The 14,321-nt window shown below is 70.0% G+C and carries 15 protein-coding genes; 8 read left to right on the forward strand and 7 right to left on the reverse strand.

All coding sequences use genetic code 11. From position 1 onward, the window contains the following. Both HS104_41990 and HS104_41995 read left to right on the forward strand, forming a co-directional pair. On the forward strand, window positions 1–262 hold a 262-nt coding region (locus HS104_41990; protein MBE7486532.1), incomplete at its 5' end, for a hypothetical protein. A 252-nt stretch (window positions 263–514) separates the two neighbouring features. After that, complete coding sequence (locus HS104_41995; protein MBE7486533.1) at window positions 515–1,081, forward strand: Uma2 family endonuclease; 567 nt, start codon at window positions 515–517, stop codon at window positions 1,079–1,081. A gap of 6 nt (window positions 1,082–1,087) precedes the next feature. Here HS104_41995 and HS104_42000 read toward each other — a convergent pair whose 3' ends face one another. Next, a complete protein-coding gene (locus HS104_42000) occupies window positions 1,088–2,752 on the reverse strand; it encodes a serine/threonine protein kinase (protein ID MBE7486534.1) in 1,665 nt (554 codons plus the stop codon). A gap of 19 nt (window positions 2,753–2,771) precedes the next feature. Then, the gene (locus HS104_42005; GenBank protein ID MBE7486535.1) at window positions 2,772–3,608 is read right to left on the reverse strand and encodes a hypothetical protein; all 837 of its coding nucleotides are present in this window, start codon (window positions 3,606–3,608) and stop codon (window positions 2,772–2,774) included. 153 nt (window positions 3,609–3,761) lie between these two features. Between HS104_42005 and HS104_42010 the strand changes: the two genes are divergently transcribed. Together HS104_42010 and HS104_42015 are read left to right on the forward strand one after the other, a co-directional pair. After that, window positions 3,762–5,108, forward strand: coding sequence for a sigma 54-interacting transcriptional regulator (locus HS104_42010; protein ID MBE7486536.1), 1,347 nt, complete (start codon window positions 3,762–3,764; stop codon window positions 5,106–5,108). Between the two features lie 15 nt (window positions 5,109–5,123). After that, window positions 5,124–5,798 carry a hypothetical protein gene (locus HS104_42015; GenBank protein ID MBE7486537.1) on the forward strand — a complete coding sequence of 225 codons (675 nt, stop codon included), beginning with the start codon at window positions 5,124–5,126 and terminating at the stop codon, window positions 5,796–5,798. A 102-nt stretch (window positions 5,799–5,900) separates the two neighbouring features. Here the strand turns inward: HS104_42015 and HS104_42020 are convergent, their stop codons facing one another. After that, on the reverse strand, window positions 5,901–6,389 hold the full coding sequence (locus HS104_42020) for a hypothetical protein (GenBank protein MBE7486538.1): 489 nt from the start codon (window positions 6,387–6,389) through the stop codon (window positions 5,901–5,903). A gap of 81 nt (window positions 6,390–6,470) precedes the next feature. Between HS104_42020 and HS104_42025 the strand changes: the two genes are divergently transcribed. Beyond that, window positions 6,471–7,451 (forward strand): 2-isopropylmalate synthase, encoded by a 981-nt coding sequence (locus HS104_42025; protein ID MBE7486539.1) that lies wholly within the window; start codon window positions 6,471–6,473, stop codon window positions 7,449–7,451. On the opposite strand, the gene HS104_42030 is transcribed toward HS104_42025, so the two are convergent. Further along, a complete protein-coding gene (locus HS104_42030; protein ID MBE7486540.1) occupies window positions 7,369–8,484 on the reverse strand; it encodes a trypsin-like serine protease in 1,116 nt (371 codons plus the stop codon). The genes HS104_42025 and HS104_42030 overlap by 83 nt on opposite strands. Before the next feature lie 48 nt (window positions 8,485–8,532). Here HS104_42030 and HS104_42035 point away from each other — a divergent pair, with 48 nt between their 5' ends. Further along, the gene (locus tag HS104_42035) at window positions 8,533–9,189 is read left to right on the forward strand and encodes an IgGFc-binding protein (protein MBE7486541.1); all 657 of its coding nucleotides are present in this window, start codon (window positions 8,533–8,535) and stop codon (window positions 9,187–9,189) included. Between the two features lies 1 nt (window position 9,190). On the opposite strand, the gene HS104_42040 is transcribed toward HS104_42035, so the two are convergent. Continuing rightward, window positions 9,191–11,056: a hypothetical protein gene (locus tag HS104_42040; GenBank protein MBE7486542.1), complete on the reverse strand. Its 1,866-nt coding sequence runs from the start codon at window positions 11,054–11,056 to the stop codon at window positions 9,191–9,193. A gap of 170 nt (window positions 11,057–11,226) precedes the next feature. On the opposite strand from HS104_42040, the gene HS104_42045 reads away from it, so the two are divergent. Both HS104_42045 and HS104_42050 read left to right on the forward strand, forming a co-directional pair. Next, a complete protein-coding gene (locus HS104_42045) occupies window positions 11,227–12,435 on the forward strand; it encodes a VCBS repeat-containing protein (GenBank protein MBE7486543.1) in 1,209 nt (402 codons plus the stop codon). A 93-nt stretch (window positions 12,436–12,528) separates the two neighbouring features. After that, complete coding sequence (locus HS104_42050; protein ID MBE7486544.1) at window positions 12,529–13,566, forward strand: serine protease; 1,038 nt, start codon at window positions 12,529–12,531, stop codon at window positions 13,564–13,566. 37 nt (window positions 13,567–13,603) lie between these two features. On the opposite strand, the gene HS104_42055 is transcribed toward HS104_42050, so the two are convergent. Next, complete coding sequence (locus HS104_42055; GenBank protein MBE7486545.1) at window positions 13,604–14,077, reverse strand: hypothetical protein; 474 nt, start codon at window positions 14,075–14,077, stop codon at window positions 13,604–13,606. After that, window positions 14,074–14,214 (reverse strand): hypothetical protein, encoded by a 141-nt coding sequence (locus HS104_42060; protein MBE7486546.1) that lies wholly within the window; start codon window positions 14,212–14,214, stop codon window positions 14,074–14,076. The genes HS104_42055 and HS104_42060 overlap by 4 nt, the downstream gene beginning before the upstream one ends. Window positions 14,215–14,321: the final 107 nt, after the last annotated feature.

A 14,321-nucleotide genomic window follows, 5' to 3' on the forward strand; every position in this document is an offset into this window, starting at 1 on the left:
CCAGGGCGGCGCCTTCGCCGAGGACAATCATCCTTGGATCGAACAGAACCCGCGGGCCACGGTCGTCGTGATGGTCCTGGGGCGCATCGCGTACACGTTGCTCGCGCTCTGGCGCGGAGTGACTCTACGCAGCAAGCAGCAGCGGACGCGCCCCTGGCGCGAGCTGATGCATGACATTTGGCTCGGCGCCGTCCAGGCCACGGCACAGATCCCATGCGGCTCGAGCTCCAGAGACCGCCGGCTTCCGCCGGCGCCGGCGTGAGCGCGGCCAAGGCCTTCGCGCCGACCTGCTCCTTGACAGACTCCGCCTCGATCATTGCCTCGGGCTCCTGCCCCCGTAGCGGCTCGATGGCGCTTGCTCCTGTGCGGCCCATGCTCCTCTCTACCGCCCGGTCCCGGGTCACCACTTCCCAGCCGGTGGTGGCGACCCAGCTCGCCTCGCGGAGAACCGATCGAGACTGCTCTCGGCCTGGAGCGCAGAGGCGCGGGCCCGAGTTGGTGGTATCCTGCGACCATGGCTGCCCCGGCCAAGAAGGCGGCGACGTACCAGGACGTGCTGGACGCGCCGGCCCACCTGGTCGCTGAGATCATCGGAGGGGAGCTTCGTCTCTCGCCGCGACCCGGGCCGCTTCACCAGGCCGCCGCCGGCGCCCTGAGCTACCAGCTCTTCGGACCCTTTCGCTTTGGTCGCGGTGGCCCTGGCGGCTGGCTCTTTCTCGAAGAGCCCGAGCTGCATCTGGAGGCTCGCGAGCGCCCCATCGTCCCCGACCTGGCGGGCTGGAAGCGCGAGCGCATGGCCGAGCTTCCAGAGTCCGCCGCCATCGAGCTGCCCCCGGATTGGGTGTGCGAGATCCTCTCGCCCCGCACCGAACAGATCGATCGCACGGACAAGATGCCCGTCTACGCGGGCGCGCGGGTCCAGCACCTGTGGCTGGTCAATCCGACTCTCCAGCTACTGGAAGCGCACGTCCTCGACGGCAGAGACTGGCGGCGCACAGGCGCGTGGCGTGGCGACGCTTGCGCGCGCATCCCGCCCTTCGATGCGATCGAGCTGGAGCTCGCGCTGCTCTGGAGCCGCTGAGGCGGCTCACGGGTTTGCCCCCTCCTCCGACCGCTCCGGCGCCGAGCCCCACGGAGACCTCTCCAGGATGGCGCGCGCCCGCCCGCGCAGCTCTTCACCGAGCGCGTTGTGCTGCGCCTGGGCCAACGCCGCGGCGAGCTCGGTAGCCGACTGGAAACGCTCCGAGGGATCCTTCGCCAGGCCGAGCGCCAACACGAGCTCGACGTCGGCAGGGAGCATGGTGAGCTCGCTCGGGCTCGCGGGCTGCTCGTGCACGATGCTGTAGAGGATCACGTACTGGTCGGGGCCGCTGAAGGCGGGGCGACCGGTGAGCGCGCGGTAGGCAACCGAAGAGAGCGCGAACACGTCCGCGCGATGATCGACGGCCGCGCTCCGGCACTGCTCCGGCGACATGTAGGCGGGCGTGCCGATGGCGCCCTGGGTCAACGAGCTGGTCGCTTCGACCAAGCGCGATACGCCGAAGTCCAGCACCTTCCACGACGGCGCGTCACCCTCGACCAGGAACAGGTTCTGAGGCTTCACGTCGCGGTGGACGATGCCGGCCTGTTCCGCCACGCCGAGGGCGCTCGCGACCTCGCGCACCAGCTTGACCGTGTCGCCGAGCGACAGCCGTCCGTCGCTCCGCAGGATCTCCGCCAGATCGCGGCCCCGTAGCCGCTCCATCGCCAAGAACGGGCTGCCGTCCGACGCCGTGCCGGCGCCGAGCACGCGCACGACGTGGGGGGACTTCAGCGCCGAGGTGATGTTCACTTCGCGCACGAATCGCTCCACTTCGCTCGGGCTGTCGATCAGGTGCGGGTGCAGCACCTTGAGCGCGACCGGGGCACTACTGCCCTTGGTCTCGGCCGCGTACACCTCACCCATGGCGCCCCGGCCCATCACCTCGCCCACCTGGAAGTCCCCGATGGTCCGGCCGGAGAAGCGCCCGAGGCGCGCGGCGTCGCGCACCTGGCGGAGCTCCGCCCGGGCCTCGTCGAGCAACGCGCGGCGGCGCTCCACCTCGAGCCGCGCCTTGGCCACGTAGCTGATGGCGCCCACCGTGGCCCGGCGACTGGTCCAGGCCAACCAGAACACCATCGCCAGGAGGCCCTCGAGCAGGATCGAGAGGCCGAATAGCGCGCGCAGGTTCTCCTTCTGGAGCCCGAGCACGGAGCCGGTGAGCGGCAAGACGTGGGTCAGCGAGAGCGCGACGAGCACGAGGTAGCCGAGCGCGCAGGTCAGGTACACGAGCCAAGCCTCGAACGCGTAGTCGTTGCTGGCGAACGCCCAGACGATGATGGCGAGCAGGAGCGAAGTGCTGGAGAGCAAGCCCAGGTACGCCGTGGCGAGCAGGGCCGCCAGCGCCATCAAGAGACCGAGCAGCAGCCGCGCCGGCGGCCGCCCGCGGTGGACGCCCGCCGCGGTGCGATCCAGGTAGACGGACACACCCGCGATGGCGAACAGGAGCCCGGTGATCACCCAGTGGACGGGACGCTTGTGGACCACCAGCTGAAGCAGCGCCGCGCAGCCCAAGGCCCCGATCAGCGTCAGGCGCATGCCCACTGCGGCGTGCGCGTGGCTCTCCTTCTGGAGAGCGGCTTCCTCGATGGTGCGCTCGGCGTCGGCGTCGGCGACTGTCGGGGCTTCGTCGACCGTCAGATCGGTCGCTGGGGTCGGTTCCTCCGCCGGCATGGCGCCGGGACCAGACTACCTACTTCTTGATCGCCGGGCACTCCGACTTCGAAGTCGCGTGGATCGGCTGTGGCTTGTTGATCGGACAGGACTGCTGCGTCAGCGGCGCCTGCGGGGTCTTGCTGCAACAGAGCGTCCCCGTGACCAGTCCCACGTTGCACTGATCGCCAGCCTGAAAGTAGACGACCGAGCTGGTCGGCGTGCTGGCCACGCAGCCGCGCTCGTCGCCCGGAGAGAAGAACACGTTGCACGATTTCGGGTACGGGGCGTTCGCCGGGCACGACACCGTCAGGCAGTCGCCGAACAGGTTGATGCTCTGGCACACCTCGTCGCTGCACGGTTGATCCACGCCGTCGCAGTCCTCGTCGATGCCGTTGCCGCACTTCTCCGGGGTCGGGACGCAACCGCCGCCTCCGCCACCGGAGCCACCCGCACCAGCCGCGCCGCCGGCGCCACAGCTCGCGTCGGCGCCGTCGCAGTCCTGATCGATGCCGTCGTCGCAAATCTCGTCTTCGGGTCCGACCGCTCCCTGACACGCGCCCCAGGTGCCGAGCTCGCCGCTGCCTTCACAGCTCTGCGTGCCGGCCTGGCAGGCGCCCTGACCTTCTTTGCTCGCGTCCCAGGGGAAGCAGCTTCGGGTCTGTCCCGACGTGCAGACCTCGCCGGTCGACCCGCCCGAGCCCGAGCTCGTGCCGCCGGTCAAGAGCACGCCACCGCCGCTGCCGCCAGAACCCGTGGGGCCGCTGGGCGCGCCGGCTCCCGCAGAGGATGAGTCCTCGGCGGTGGCGGAGCAGGCGCCGAGCCCGACGCTGGTGAGCACGATGAGGAGCGAGGCGGAGAAGGTGGTTCGTTGCATGTCCAGTGACGCTGCAACGACCAGGCCACGGGCGCGCGAGCGCCCTTCGTGCGGGATCTCGGGCGCAGAGGCCGCGAGGTGTATCCGGCCGCGCTACGCTCCCGAGCCTGCGGTGTATCCGATCTGGATACGGCCCTGGTATCGTCGGCCGCGATGAGCGCCGGCGAGCGGAGGACGCTGAGACCCGACGCCGAGGCGGAGGGCACGGTCGAGCTCGACCCGCTCCGGGCTGCTTCACCTGTGGTGCGGGCGTTCAGCCTGAGCGTCGCGGAAGGGGACGCGCGCGGGCTGAGCTGGAAGTCCTCCTCCGAGCGCTGTTCCATCGGCTCGCACCCTTCGAACGACCTCGTGCTGTCGGACCCCACGGTGTCGCGCTTTCACTGCGAGATCACCGTGGCCGGTCGCGGCGCACGCGTGCGGGATCTGGGCAGCCTGAACGGCACCTTCGTGGACGGCACCGAGGTCGTCGAAGCTCACCTGAAGACCGGCAGCGCCATTCGCCTGGGACGTTCCGTCCTGAGCTTCAACCTGGGCGAAAAGGAGAGCACCATCGCGCAGTCCGCCAAGGACGGCTTCGGCGCGCTGATCGGCGGCAGCGTGGCGATGCGCGCCGCCTTCGCCATCCTGGAGAAGGTCGCCGTGAGCGACGCCACCGTGCTCATCGAGGGCGAGACCGGCACCGGCAAGGACGTCGCCGCCGAGGGCATCCACCAGGCGAGCCCGCGGCGCGACGCGAACCTGGTGGTGGTGGACTGTGGCGCGGTGCCGGCCAACCTGCTGGAGAGCCAGCTCTTCGGTCACGAGCGCGGCGCCTTCACCGGCGCGGACCAGCGCCGGGTCGGCGCGTTCGAGGAGGCGTCGGGCGGCACGGTGTTCCTGGACGAGATCGGCGAGCTGCCGCTGGAGCTCCAGCCCAAGCTCCTGCGCGTGCTCGAGAAGAAGCAGATCACGCGTCTGGGCTCGAACCAACCTCGACCGGTGGACATGCGCATCGTCGCGGCCACGAACCGCGACCTGCGCGCCATGGTGAACAGCGGGCAGTTCCGCGAGGACCTGTACTACCGGCTGGCGGTCGTTCGCGTACGGCTGCCCGCGCTGCGCGAGCGCCCGGAGGACATTCCCGGGCTGGTGCGGCGCTTCTTGCAGACCTTCGGCGCGAGCGCGGCGGCGATTGAGCGCCTGACCCGCGCCGAGCACTTGTCCGCCCTCGCCCGCTCGGCTTGGCCCGGCAACGTGCGCGAGCTGAAGAACGCCGTCGAGCGCAGCGTGGTGCTGGATCAGCCAGGGCTCCCTCCGGAGCCGAGCCTCCCGGTGTCGGGCGCCGTGGACATCGGCATGCCTTACGAAGAGGCGCGCCATCGCGCCCTCGGTGACTTCGAGCGTCGCTATCTGACCGCGCAGCTCGCTGCGCACGGCGACAACGTGTCGGCGGCGGCGCGCGCCTCCGGCATGGGGCGCGTCCACTTCCACCGCCTGCTACGCCGGAGCGGGCTCCGCTGACCCGAGGGTGAAACGATGAGGAAGCTTCTGCTCGCCGGACTGCTCACCGCTTGTGGGGCGTCGAGCGCCCAGACCCCCGAGCCGAGCGCGCCGGAGCCCGCGCCCGAGCGCGAGGAAGCCAAGCCCGTGGCGAGCGCAGCCGAGAAGACGGGCTCGACCGAAGCGCCGCCGGAGTTGCCGGGAGCGCCGCCGGCGACGGACGTGGGTTGGGACTTCCACGCCTGGGCTTACGCGCGCGAGATCAAGGTCGAGCTCGTCTCGGACGGCTGCGAGGCGGCAAAGCTCGGCGACAAGCCCGACGAGACGGTGTGGTGCGCTCACCACGCGGAGAGCAAGGAGGGCGCGGTGCTCTACACCCGCGCGCTCTACGCGGCGCGGAACAAGAAGCTGGTCAAGCTGGTGGAGCTGCCCGTCGCCGCTGGGGTCGTGGACAACCCCGAGGCGCCGAAGGACGAGAGAGACCGGCAGGTGATCCGAGTCGAGCTCGTCCCGAGCGAGGCGAAGAAGCTCGAAGCGCGCGTGGCCTCGGGCTTCGACTGCGACAAGGCGCTGAAGGACAACGACGAGAACCGGGCCTCGGCCAAGGACCTCACGCGCGCGCTCGACGAGCGCATTCGCAAGGTGTGTGCGACTCGGGGCGAGTGGCTGTGGAACGCCGGCACGCTCCGGCGCGGCGCCCGAGGGAAGTAGCGAGGAGGCTTCCGCCGGCCTCGCCGGTCGTTCTCGTGGGTCTTCGCTACTCCTGCCGATCGCGATCTGCAGTTGCCAAGACCACTTGGGTCGAGCCTGGCGTCAGTCGAACCACTTGCCGCGGTTCTTCTTGCAGTGCGCCTGCGCGGTGTCGGGGGTGTACTCGGGGCCCTTGTAGTTCACGAGCATGCCCATCATCTTGCACGTGCCCTGCAAGAGCTCGGTGGGGCACTTCGGCACCACCTTCGCCTTCATCATCTTGGCGACCTCTTCGATCTTCTTGGCGTCGAACTTGTCCTTCTCGGCTTCCTTGGCCGGAAGCGCGGCGCACTGGCCCGGGTCCTTCTCGTCCTGGAGCCAGCCGACGATCACCTCGCCCTTCTCCAGGCCCTCCTGCTCGTACTCCTCCTCGGCCTCGGCCTTCTCGGCGCTGGGCGCGGGCGCTGCGCTGGGCGCGGCGGCGGCGCTGGTCGCCGCGGGGGCTGCTGACGGCGCAGGCGTGGCGGCAGCGGTGGACGCGGTCGGCGCCGCTTCCTTCTTGTCGCAGCCCACCACCAACATCAACGCAACCAACGCGAAGGCTTTCTTCATGTCCCACTCCTTCAGAAAAGGCGGCCCAAGATAGCCGGAGAAGCTCTCGCAAGGGCAGAATTTTCGCGCTACAAACCTCGCGTGGTTGGGTCGAAGCAGAAATCCGGCGAGCCCTACGACTGGAACCGAGCCCGGGGTGTCGCCAAGCTGATGCACGCCGGAGTCACCTTCCAGGACGAGACGCTGCGCGACGGCATCCAGAACCCGTCCGTCATCGACCCGAAGATCGAGGACAAGCTCGAGCTCATCGGGCTGATGGATCGCCTGGGCATCCACCTGGTGAACGTCGGCCTGCCGGCCGCCTCGTCGCGGAACTACCAGGACTCCGAGACCGCCTGCCGCGAGATCGTGACGCAGAAGCTCGCCATTCGGCCAGTGATGGCCGCGCGCACGGTCGTGAACGACATCGTGCCCATCGCCGAGATCCAGCAGAAGGTCGGCAAACCGGTCGTCGCCTACGCCTTCATCGGCACGAGCGAGATCCGCAAGCTCGCCGAGAGCTGGGATCTCGCGATGATCGTCAAGCGCAGCACGGAGGCCATCGCGTTCGCGGTGAAGGAGGGAGTCGAGGTCGCGTACGTGACCGAGGACACGACCCGCGCCCGCCCGGAGACCTTACGTGAAATCTGGAAGAGCGCGCTCGAGACCGGGGCCAAGCGGCTGTGCCTGGCGGACACCGTGGGGCACGCCACCCGCGACGGCGTGCGCAACCTGGTCGTTTTCACCCGCGCGCTGATCGACGAGACCGGCATCGACGGCGTCGGGCTCGACTGGCACGGCCACAACGACCGGGGCCTCGCCCTGGACAACGCGCTCTGGGCGCTGGAATACGGCATCGACCGCATCCACGGCTGCGCCCTCGGCATCGGCGAGCGCACCGGCAACACGCCGATGGAGCTCCTGCTCCTGAACCTGTGGCTGCAAGGCGAGCTCGAGCTGCCAGATCCCGGCGCCCTCGATCGCTACTGCGACGTCGCCGCTAGCGCCTGCAAATGGGCCGGAAGGCGCCTGTCTTCCGACCGCGCGGCCACGGAGTGGAAGGGGCTCTTGGGCCTGCCTTGACGCGGCGCGAACGCCGCAGCCGGGCGAGCACGAGGAGCATCAGGACCGGCAGCGCCCAACCGTCCGGCCGCGCGCCGATGCTGCAGCCGCCGCTCGAACCCGAGCTCGCGCCGCTCGCCGTCGGAGGAGCGGGCGGCGGCGCGCCGGACTCCACGCAGGCGCCGGCCAGACACTCGAAGTCCGACGGGCAATCGCTGCTCGATGCGCAGGCGCTGCCTCCGCCCGCGCCGGCCGCTCCCGCCGCGCCGCTGGCTCCACCGCCGCCGGCCTCGATCCCTTGCGAGATCAAGTCCGCGTGCACGTCCAGCCGCGTGTAGTAGCTATCGTCCACCTTGCAGGCGCTCGGACCGAAGCTGGTCACACCCAAGATCTCCCCGCGCGTGGCGTGGAGGGCTGGTCCGCCGCTGTCGCCGCTGCACGTCCAGGACTGGCCCTCGGACTTGATCACCGTCGCCACGCTGGACACGAGGGCATCGCCCGAGTGCTTCACGCCGAGCTGGTCGTCCTGGGTGAAGCCGAAGCCGATGATCCGCAGCGGATCGCCCACCGCCGCGGGGAGCGATGACACCGGCTTCACGGGTGCTCCGACGTCCGCGTCCAGGATCAAGACCGCGATGTCGCTTCCGCCCAGCGCGTCGGCCTTGGTGTAGACCCCCGGCGTGGTGCGGATCTCGGTGACGCCCACCTCATGCTGCACGCCGGAAGGCGACGTGACGTCGGTCGCGACGGCGACGGTGAAGACGGACGGCTCGAGCGACTGCCAGACGCCGTTCGACACCTCGTCGTGGGCGCAGTGCTTGGCGGTGAGCACCGCACGGGGCGCGATGACCGAGCCGGTGCACAGACGGATCTTCCCCGTGCCCGGTCGAGGATAGTGGACCGCGACCACCCACGGCTCCCCGGTCTCGACGCCGCCGTAGTAGATGGCCGCCGGACTCTCGCGAAGTTCGGGCCCGGCGGGCGAGCTCGAGCAGCCCAGGAGGGCGAACACCAACGAAAGACCGACGAAGAGCCGGGACGTGGTCGAGAGCATGGCAGACACCGCTGAACCCATTGGGGCCGCGGCGACGAAAACCGATCAATGGTCGGCGCGGTGGACGGCACCACGCTGACCTGGGAGCCGGCCCCGCCCGCTGGCGCTCCGAGCAGCCTGGCGCAGGGACAGGTCGCACAGTTCAGTGCGCCGGGACCGTTCGTGGTCAGGAGCCAGGACGACCACCATCCATTCTACATGTCGGCGCACATGACCGGCGCAGGCCTGTACGACCCGCAGCAACAGAACCCGAGCGCCAAGGCGGACGGCCGGGGCGACGCGGAGTTCGTCAACGTGATCCCCCCGGGCGAGTACCTCGATCGCTACGTGTTCTTCACCGACCCGACCTACCCGGAGACGAACCTGGTGATCGTCCGGGTGAAGGATCAGAACGGGTTCGAGGACGTCACACTCGACTGCGCGGGCGTCCTGACCGGGTGGAAGCCCGTGGGAACCTCCGGCAGTTTCGAATACACCTACTTCGATCTGGTCCGCCACAACTTCGAGTCCCAGGGCGGTTGCAACAACGGGCGCCGCGAGATGTCGAGCAAGCTGCCCTTCGGTCTCACTGTGTGGGGCTGGGGCTCCGCAGACACGGGGCAGCAGTTCCAGGGCTTCTACACGCAGTACGTGAGCTACGCCTACCCGGGTGGCGCCAGCGTCGCCCCCATCAACGAGGTCTTCGTCCCGCCGATCCCGAAGTGATCTAGTACGGAACGTGGGCGATCAGGCCGCTGGTCGGCAATCGACCCTCCGCACCGCAAGGCAGGAGCACGCGTCCCGCGGCTACGATGGCGCCGGTGCACTCGAACGCGACGCTGGCGCCGTCGACGCGAACGTCGCACTCCGTGTTGACGCCCTCGCAGCGCAGGTGCCTCTGGCGGTCGGTGCCTTCGGAGCGGCAGCGCGCGGCGCTCGGGTTGCGGAACAGCTGGACCTGCTGAACCCGAGTCCGTTCGGCGTTCGGGATCAGAATGCTGAGCTTGCTGCCCGCCGCCGCGTCGAATTGGTTCAGGAACGGCGCTTCGAGGGTTCGACTCTGCCCGCCTGGCGGGCATTGGCCGCCTGGCAGGTCGCGAGAGCTCCTCTCGGAGCGCCCGATGACGACCTCGACTCCGGGCGGGATCTCGGCCCGCTTCGCGGGTCCGCCGGGGCGCGAGAGCTCGAGAGCGCCGGCCTGCTTGACGATGGCGAGCTCCACCTTGCGCGTGTCGGGGGTACACGTGACACTGCCCCCGCCCTCGCTCGGCGCCAGGCGACACACGAACGGGTTGGGCACCTCGGTGACCCGCTCCTCGATGCCCAGAGCCTTCGAGACCACGAAGACGGTCGGGCGCTGGGCAGGCCCTTCGGCGCGGATCTCGAGGCCGAGCTCGATGGAGCGAGCCGCCGAGTCCGGAACCGCGCTCGGAGCCGCGCTCGGAGCCGGCGGCTGCGATGCAGCAGCAGAGAACGCGGCGGCGGTCGCTGCTCCGCCCGTGGGAGCGCTGGCAGGCGGCGAAGAACCATCGGCGCCAAATCGATACACGACTACGCCCAGCACCACGAGCACGACCAACAGCGCAGCGATGATGCCGACGGATGAGCGCTTCTGCGGGGGAGGTGCCCGCCTCGACGCGATCTCCGCGCGCTCGGCTTCCTTGGCGCGCTGCGCTTCCTCCGCGCGCTCGGCTTCCTTGGCACGCTGCGCTTCCTCCGCGCGCTCGGCTTCCTTGGCACGCTGCGCTTCCTCCGCGCGCTCGGCTTCCTTGGCACGCTGCGCTTCCTCGGCACGCTGCGCTTCCTCGGCTTCCTCCTCGCGCTGCGCTTCCCTTGCGCGCTGCGCTGCCTCGGCGCGCTCGGCTCCCTCGGCTTCCTCCGCACGCCGCGCCTGCTCCGCGCGCCGCGCTTCCTCCGCACGCTCGGCTTCCCCCGCACGCTCGGCTTCCCCCGCACGCTCGGCTTCCCCCGCACGCTCGGCTTCCCCCGCGCGCTCGGCTTCCTCCGCGCGCCGCGCTTCCTCCGCACGCTCGGCTTCCTCCGCGCGCCGCGCTTCCTCCGCACGCTCGGCTTCCTCCGCGCGCTCGGCCTCCGCCGCACGCCGCGCCTGCTCCGCGCGCTCGGCTTCCGCCGCGCGACGCGCTTCCTCCGCGCGCTGCGCCTCTTCTGCAAGCCGCGCTTCCTCCGCGCGCCGCGCCTCCTCCGCGCGCTGCGCCTCTTCTGCAAGCCGCGCTGCTTGGGCGCGCAGCCGTTCCCCGGCCTCCCGCCCCGCCCGCTCTGCGTCGGCACGCCGCGCTGCTTCTTCCCACCCCGCCTCTTCTTCGCGCTGCTCCGCTTCCGCGCGCTGCTCAGCCTCTTCGCGCATCCGCGCCCTGGCGGCGCGACGCGCGTTCAGCTCCTGAATCGCTTCGGCGCGGAGGCGCTCGTGCTCCGCTCGGCGGGCTTCCTCCGCGGACTCGAGCGACGGGGGAGCCGGGCTGGGGGTGGCCGCAGCGGGCCCGGCGGCAACCCGAGCCGGGCGCGCCTCCGCCGCCCGTGTGCGGACGCGGGCCAGCAGCGCCTCGAGCTTCTTCACCTGTCCGTCGTTCGGCACCGCACCCACAGCCTACAGCGCCCCGCGGACCTGGACACATTTTGCGCGTCCAGGGTGCTGCGCAACCCGCGCCGCGGGCTCGGCGGCGGCGGCAAGGCCTCACGCCGGCACCGCGTCCACCCGGCGCGCTCTGCCTTGCACGTTCGGCCAAGGATTGCGACCCTTGGGTCATGAGGCGCGCGTGGGGTCGAGCGGTGGGCGCGTTCCTACTGCTCTGGGCGAGTGCCGGGTGCACGACCAGCCAGGGCGACGAGCCCGAACCGTCAGGGCCCTATCGACGCGTGGCCTCCGTCTCGACCGGCGAGGCGCCCGCGTCGCTCGGGCTCGCCGACTTCGACCAGGACGCGAACCTCGACCTGGTCGTGGCCAACAACCAGGGCGCCACGCTGAGCACGTTTCGTGGCAACGGAAAGGGCGGCTTCGCCGCGGGTGGGAAGCTCGACGCTGGGCAGGAGCCGCGTTCGGTGGCCGCCGCGGACTTCGACGGCGACGGGTTCGTGGACGTCGCAGTGGTCAATCAGGCCGACAGCACGCTCGGCGTGTACTCGAACCAGAAGGACGGCACGTTCTCTCCGGCTACCACGGTCGTCACGGGAAAGAGCCCGACCTTCGTGATCGCGCGCGACCTGAACCAGGATGGGCGCCCGGATCTCCTGGTCACCAACGCGGACGACGACTCGCTCTCGGTGTTCCTCGCCGCAGCGCCGGGCGGGTTCGAGCCCCGAGTCGACTTCGACGCGGGGACGAACCCCGTGCGGGCGGCGCTGGTCGATCTCGATTCGGACGGCGCGCTCGACGTCGTCACCGCCACGCGGGTGGTTCCGCCCACCGTCTCGGTGCTGATGGGAGACGGAAAGGGGGCGTTCGGCGCACCCACCAAGTACAAGGCGAGCAATCGACCCGGGTTGGTGTTCCCGATCGCGCCCCAGGCGATCACCGCGGGCGACGTGAACGGTGACGGGAAGCAGGACGTGGTCGTCGGAAATCGCGGGCTCGACATCCTGGACGGCGAGGTCTGGCTGTTGGCCGGCGACGGCACGGGGACCTTGAACCCACCGGCGGCGCTGCCCGGGGTGACGGTGCTGGCACCCGCGTTCATGGAGCTCGTGGACTTCGACGGCGACGGCACCCTCGACATCGTCGAGGCCGATCACGATCCCAGCCTGGCGGCGGTGGTCGCGGCGATCGCCGGGAGCGGCTTCAGCGTGTGCATCGCCAGCGGGGATGGGCTGGGCAGCTTCGAGCACACTGCGTGTTTGCCGACGGGCGACTACCCGTACGAAGTGGCGACCGGGCTGCTGAACGCCGACGGGAAGCTGGATCTGGTGACGGCTGACGCCGGCAGCGACAGCGTCTCGGTCCACCTCGCCAACTTCTAGGTCGAGGGCGTCAAGGGTGCGCGTCCGTCGCAGCCGCACCTACAAACACCCAGTCATTTTCGCACGCTGCGAGCGCCGTCGTGTCTTCGGGGCATGCTCGCGCGCGTCGCCCTCGGGTTCTGGTCAGTGTTGCTCTGGGGCTGCGGCCCCGCGGTGGACTTCGCCGGCGGGCCCGAGGAGGAGACGAGCGGCTCCCGCCACGACATCGTCGGCGGAGCAGCTACGAGCGCATTTCCGGCGGCGGGCGCGCTGACCCGTTATGGCTCGGCGCACTGCACCGGCACGCTGATCGGCCCGCGCAAGGTCCTGACCGCGGCGCACTGTCTGGAGGGTGTCTCGGCGGCGTCGCTGAAGTTCGTGATCGGTCCCAGCATCGCTGCGCCCGAGGCGGTGATCCCCGTCGCTTCGGTCACGGCTCATCCGAGCTACGACGCGGCGAGCATCAGCCACGACATCGGCTACGTGACGCTGGCCCAGGACGCGCCAGTGGCGCCCATGAACGTCGCCTCCGGCATGGACTCCAGCTGGAAGGGCAAGGAGCTGACCTTCGTCGGCTACGGCATCACCAACAAGAACGGCGCGGGCGCCGGCGTGAAGCGCTCGGTCGTGATGCCCATCGCGTCGGTCTCGGCGACGACCTTTTCCTACCAGACGGTGGGCAAGAATACCTGCAACGGCGACAGCGGGGGCCCGGCGTTCGCGAAGCTGGGGAACGACTGGGTCGTGGCCGGCGTGACCTCCTACGGCGACGTGGGCTGCACGCAGTACGGCGTGGACACGCGGGCCGACGCCTATGCGAGCTTCCTCGCGGAAACGCCGAGCAGTGGGGGCGGGGCGGGCGATCCGTGTCAGGGCGAGACCTACGAGGGGCGCTGCGACGGCGACACCGTGATCTGGTGCGAGCAGCAAAGCGTGCACCAGCAGAGCTGCGCGACCCAGAGCAAGGCCTGCGGCTTCGACACCGCGAAGGGCTACTACGCCTGCGTCGTCGCCGACCCTTGTCACGGCGAGACCTACGAGGGGCGCTGCGACGGCAACACCGTGATCTGGTGCGAGAACGAGCAGGTGAAGCAGCTCGCCTGCACCAGCTGCGGGTACGACGGCGCGAAGGGGTACTACAACTGCCAGTGAGCTCGACCGCCCGATCAAGGGGGGCGAGCCCTGGGAGTCAACGGTGCCTGGGTCGCCGGATGCTCTCCAGGGCAACCACGTCCGCGACGTCTTGTGCACGACCCGCGGCGCGCTTGTTTCGCAGAAGCGGCTCGAGACCGATCACCGGGATCCGGCGTCCCTCGAGCTCGAAGTGTGCGCCGTCCTCGACAGCCTCGTCGAACGTGATTCCCGCAGCGCGATTGAGAACGTCGATGCGGCGGGGTGGCAAGCCGATTTGCAGAACTCCGTCGTAGCTCGCGAAGTCCTCTCGAGTCACCTCGAACGCGCTTAGTGGAGCGCCGAACGCCGCGAGCGCAGCGTACACTCGAGCAGCATTCTCGGGCACCGCACGCACGAGCACGTCCAGGTCTTTGGTCGCACGCGGATGCCCATGGAAAGCGACTGCGTGTCCCCCAATGACCACGAACTCGGCGCCGACGTCGGCTAACTCGACGAGCAAGTCACGAAAGTCGTCGGGCAGCTCGATCATCCGCGGGACTCGCGCACGAACCGGTACGGGGTCTGCTTGCGCGAATAGCCCGGCAACTCGAGTCCCGTCTCGAGCCAGCTCTCGCGCGAGAGCCGGGTGACCAGGCTCACCGCATCGCACCCGGAGATTGGGGTCAAGTCGGCCTCTGGCTCACCCAGACGCCCCTTCTGAAGCACCATCGAACGAGCACGCGCTGCTGAACGGGCACGTCGCTCGGATTCACTCGAGGTCACCGTCGCAGCAT

This window comes from Polyangiaceae bacterium (genome assembly GCA_015075635.1).
Taxonomy (GTDB): domain Bacteria; phylum Myxococcota_A; class Polyangia; order Polyangiales; family Polyangiaceae; genus JADJKB01.

Bases quoted from the DNA above. Each gene is read 5' to 3' on its own strand.
- HS104_41995 (MBE7486533.1), top strand. From the start codon at position 515: ATGGCTGCCCCGGCCAAGAAGGCGGCGACGTACCAGGACGTGCTGGAC.
- HS104_42000 (MBE7486534.1), bottom strand. From the start codon at position 2,752: ATGCCGGCGGAGGAACCGACCCCAGCGACCGATCTGACGGTCGACGAA.
- HS104_42005 (MBE7486535.1), bottom strand. From the start codon at position 3,608: ATGCAACGAACCACCTTCTCCGCCTCGCTCCTCATCGTGCTCACCAGC.
- HS104_42010 (MBE7486536.1), top strand. From the start codon at position 3,762: ATGAGCGCCGGCGAGCGGAGGACGCTGAGACCCGACGCCGAGGCGGAG.
- HS104_42015 (MBE7486537.1), top strand. From the start codon at position 5,124: ATGAGGAAGCTTCTGCTCGCCGGACTGCTCACCGCTTGTGGGGCGTCG.
- HS104_42020 (MBE7486538.1), bottom strand. From the start codon at position 6,389: ATGAAGAAAGCCTTCGCGTTGGTTGCGTTGATGTTGGTGGTGGGCTGC.
- HS104_42030 (MBE7486540.1), bottom strand. From the start codon at position 8,484: ATGCTCTCGACCACGTCCCGGCTCTTCGTCGGTCTTTCGTTGGTGTTC.
- HS104_42035 (MBE7486541.1), top strand. From the start codon at position 8,533: ATGGTCGGCGCGGTGGACGGCACCACGCTGACCTGGGAGCCGGCCCCG.
- HS104_42045 (MBE7486543.1), top strand. From the start codon at position 11,227: ATGAGGCGCGCGTGGGGTCGAGCGGTGGGCGCGTTCCTACTGCTCTGG.
- HS104_42050 (MBE7486544.1), top strand. From the start codon at position 12,529: ATGCTCGCGCGCGTCGCCCTCGGGTTCTGGTCAGTGTTGCTCTGGGGC.
- HS104_42055 (MBE7486545.1), bottom strand. From the start codon at position 14,077: ATGATCGAGCTGCCCGACGACTTTCGTGACTTGCTCGTCGAGTTAGCC.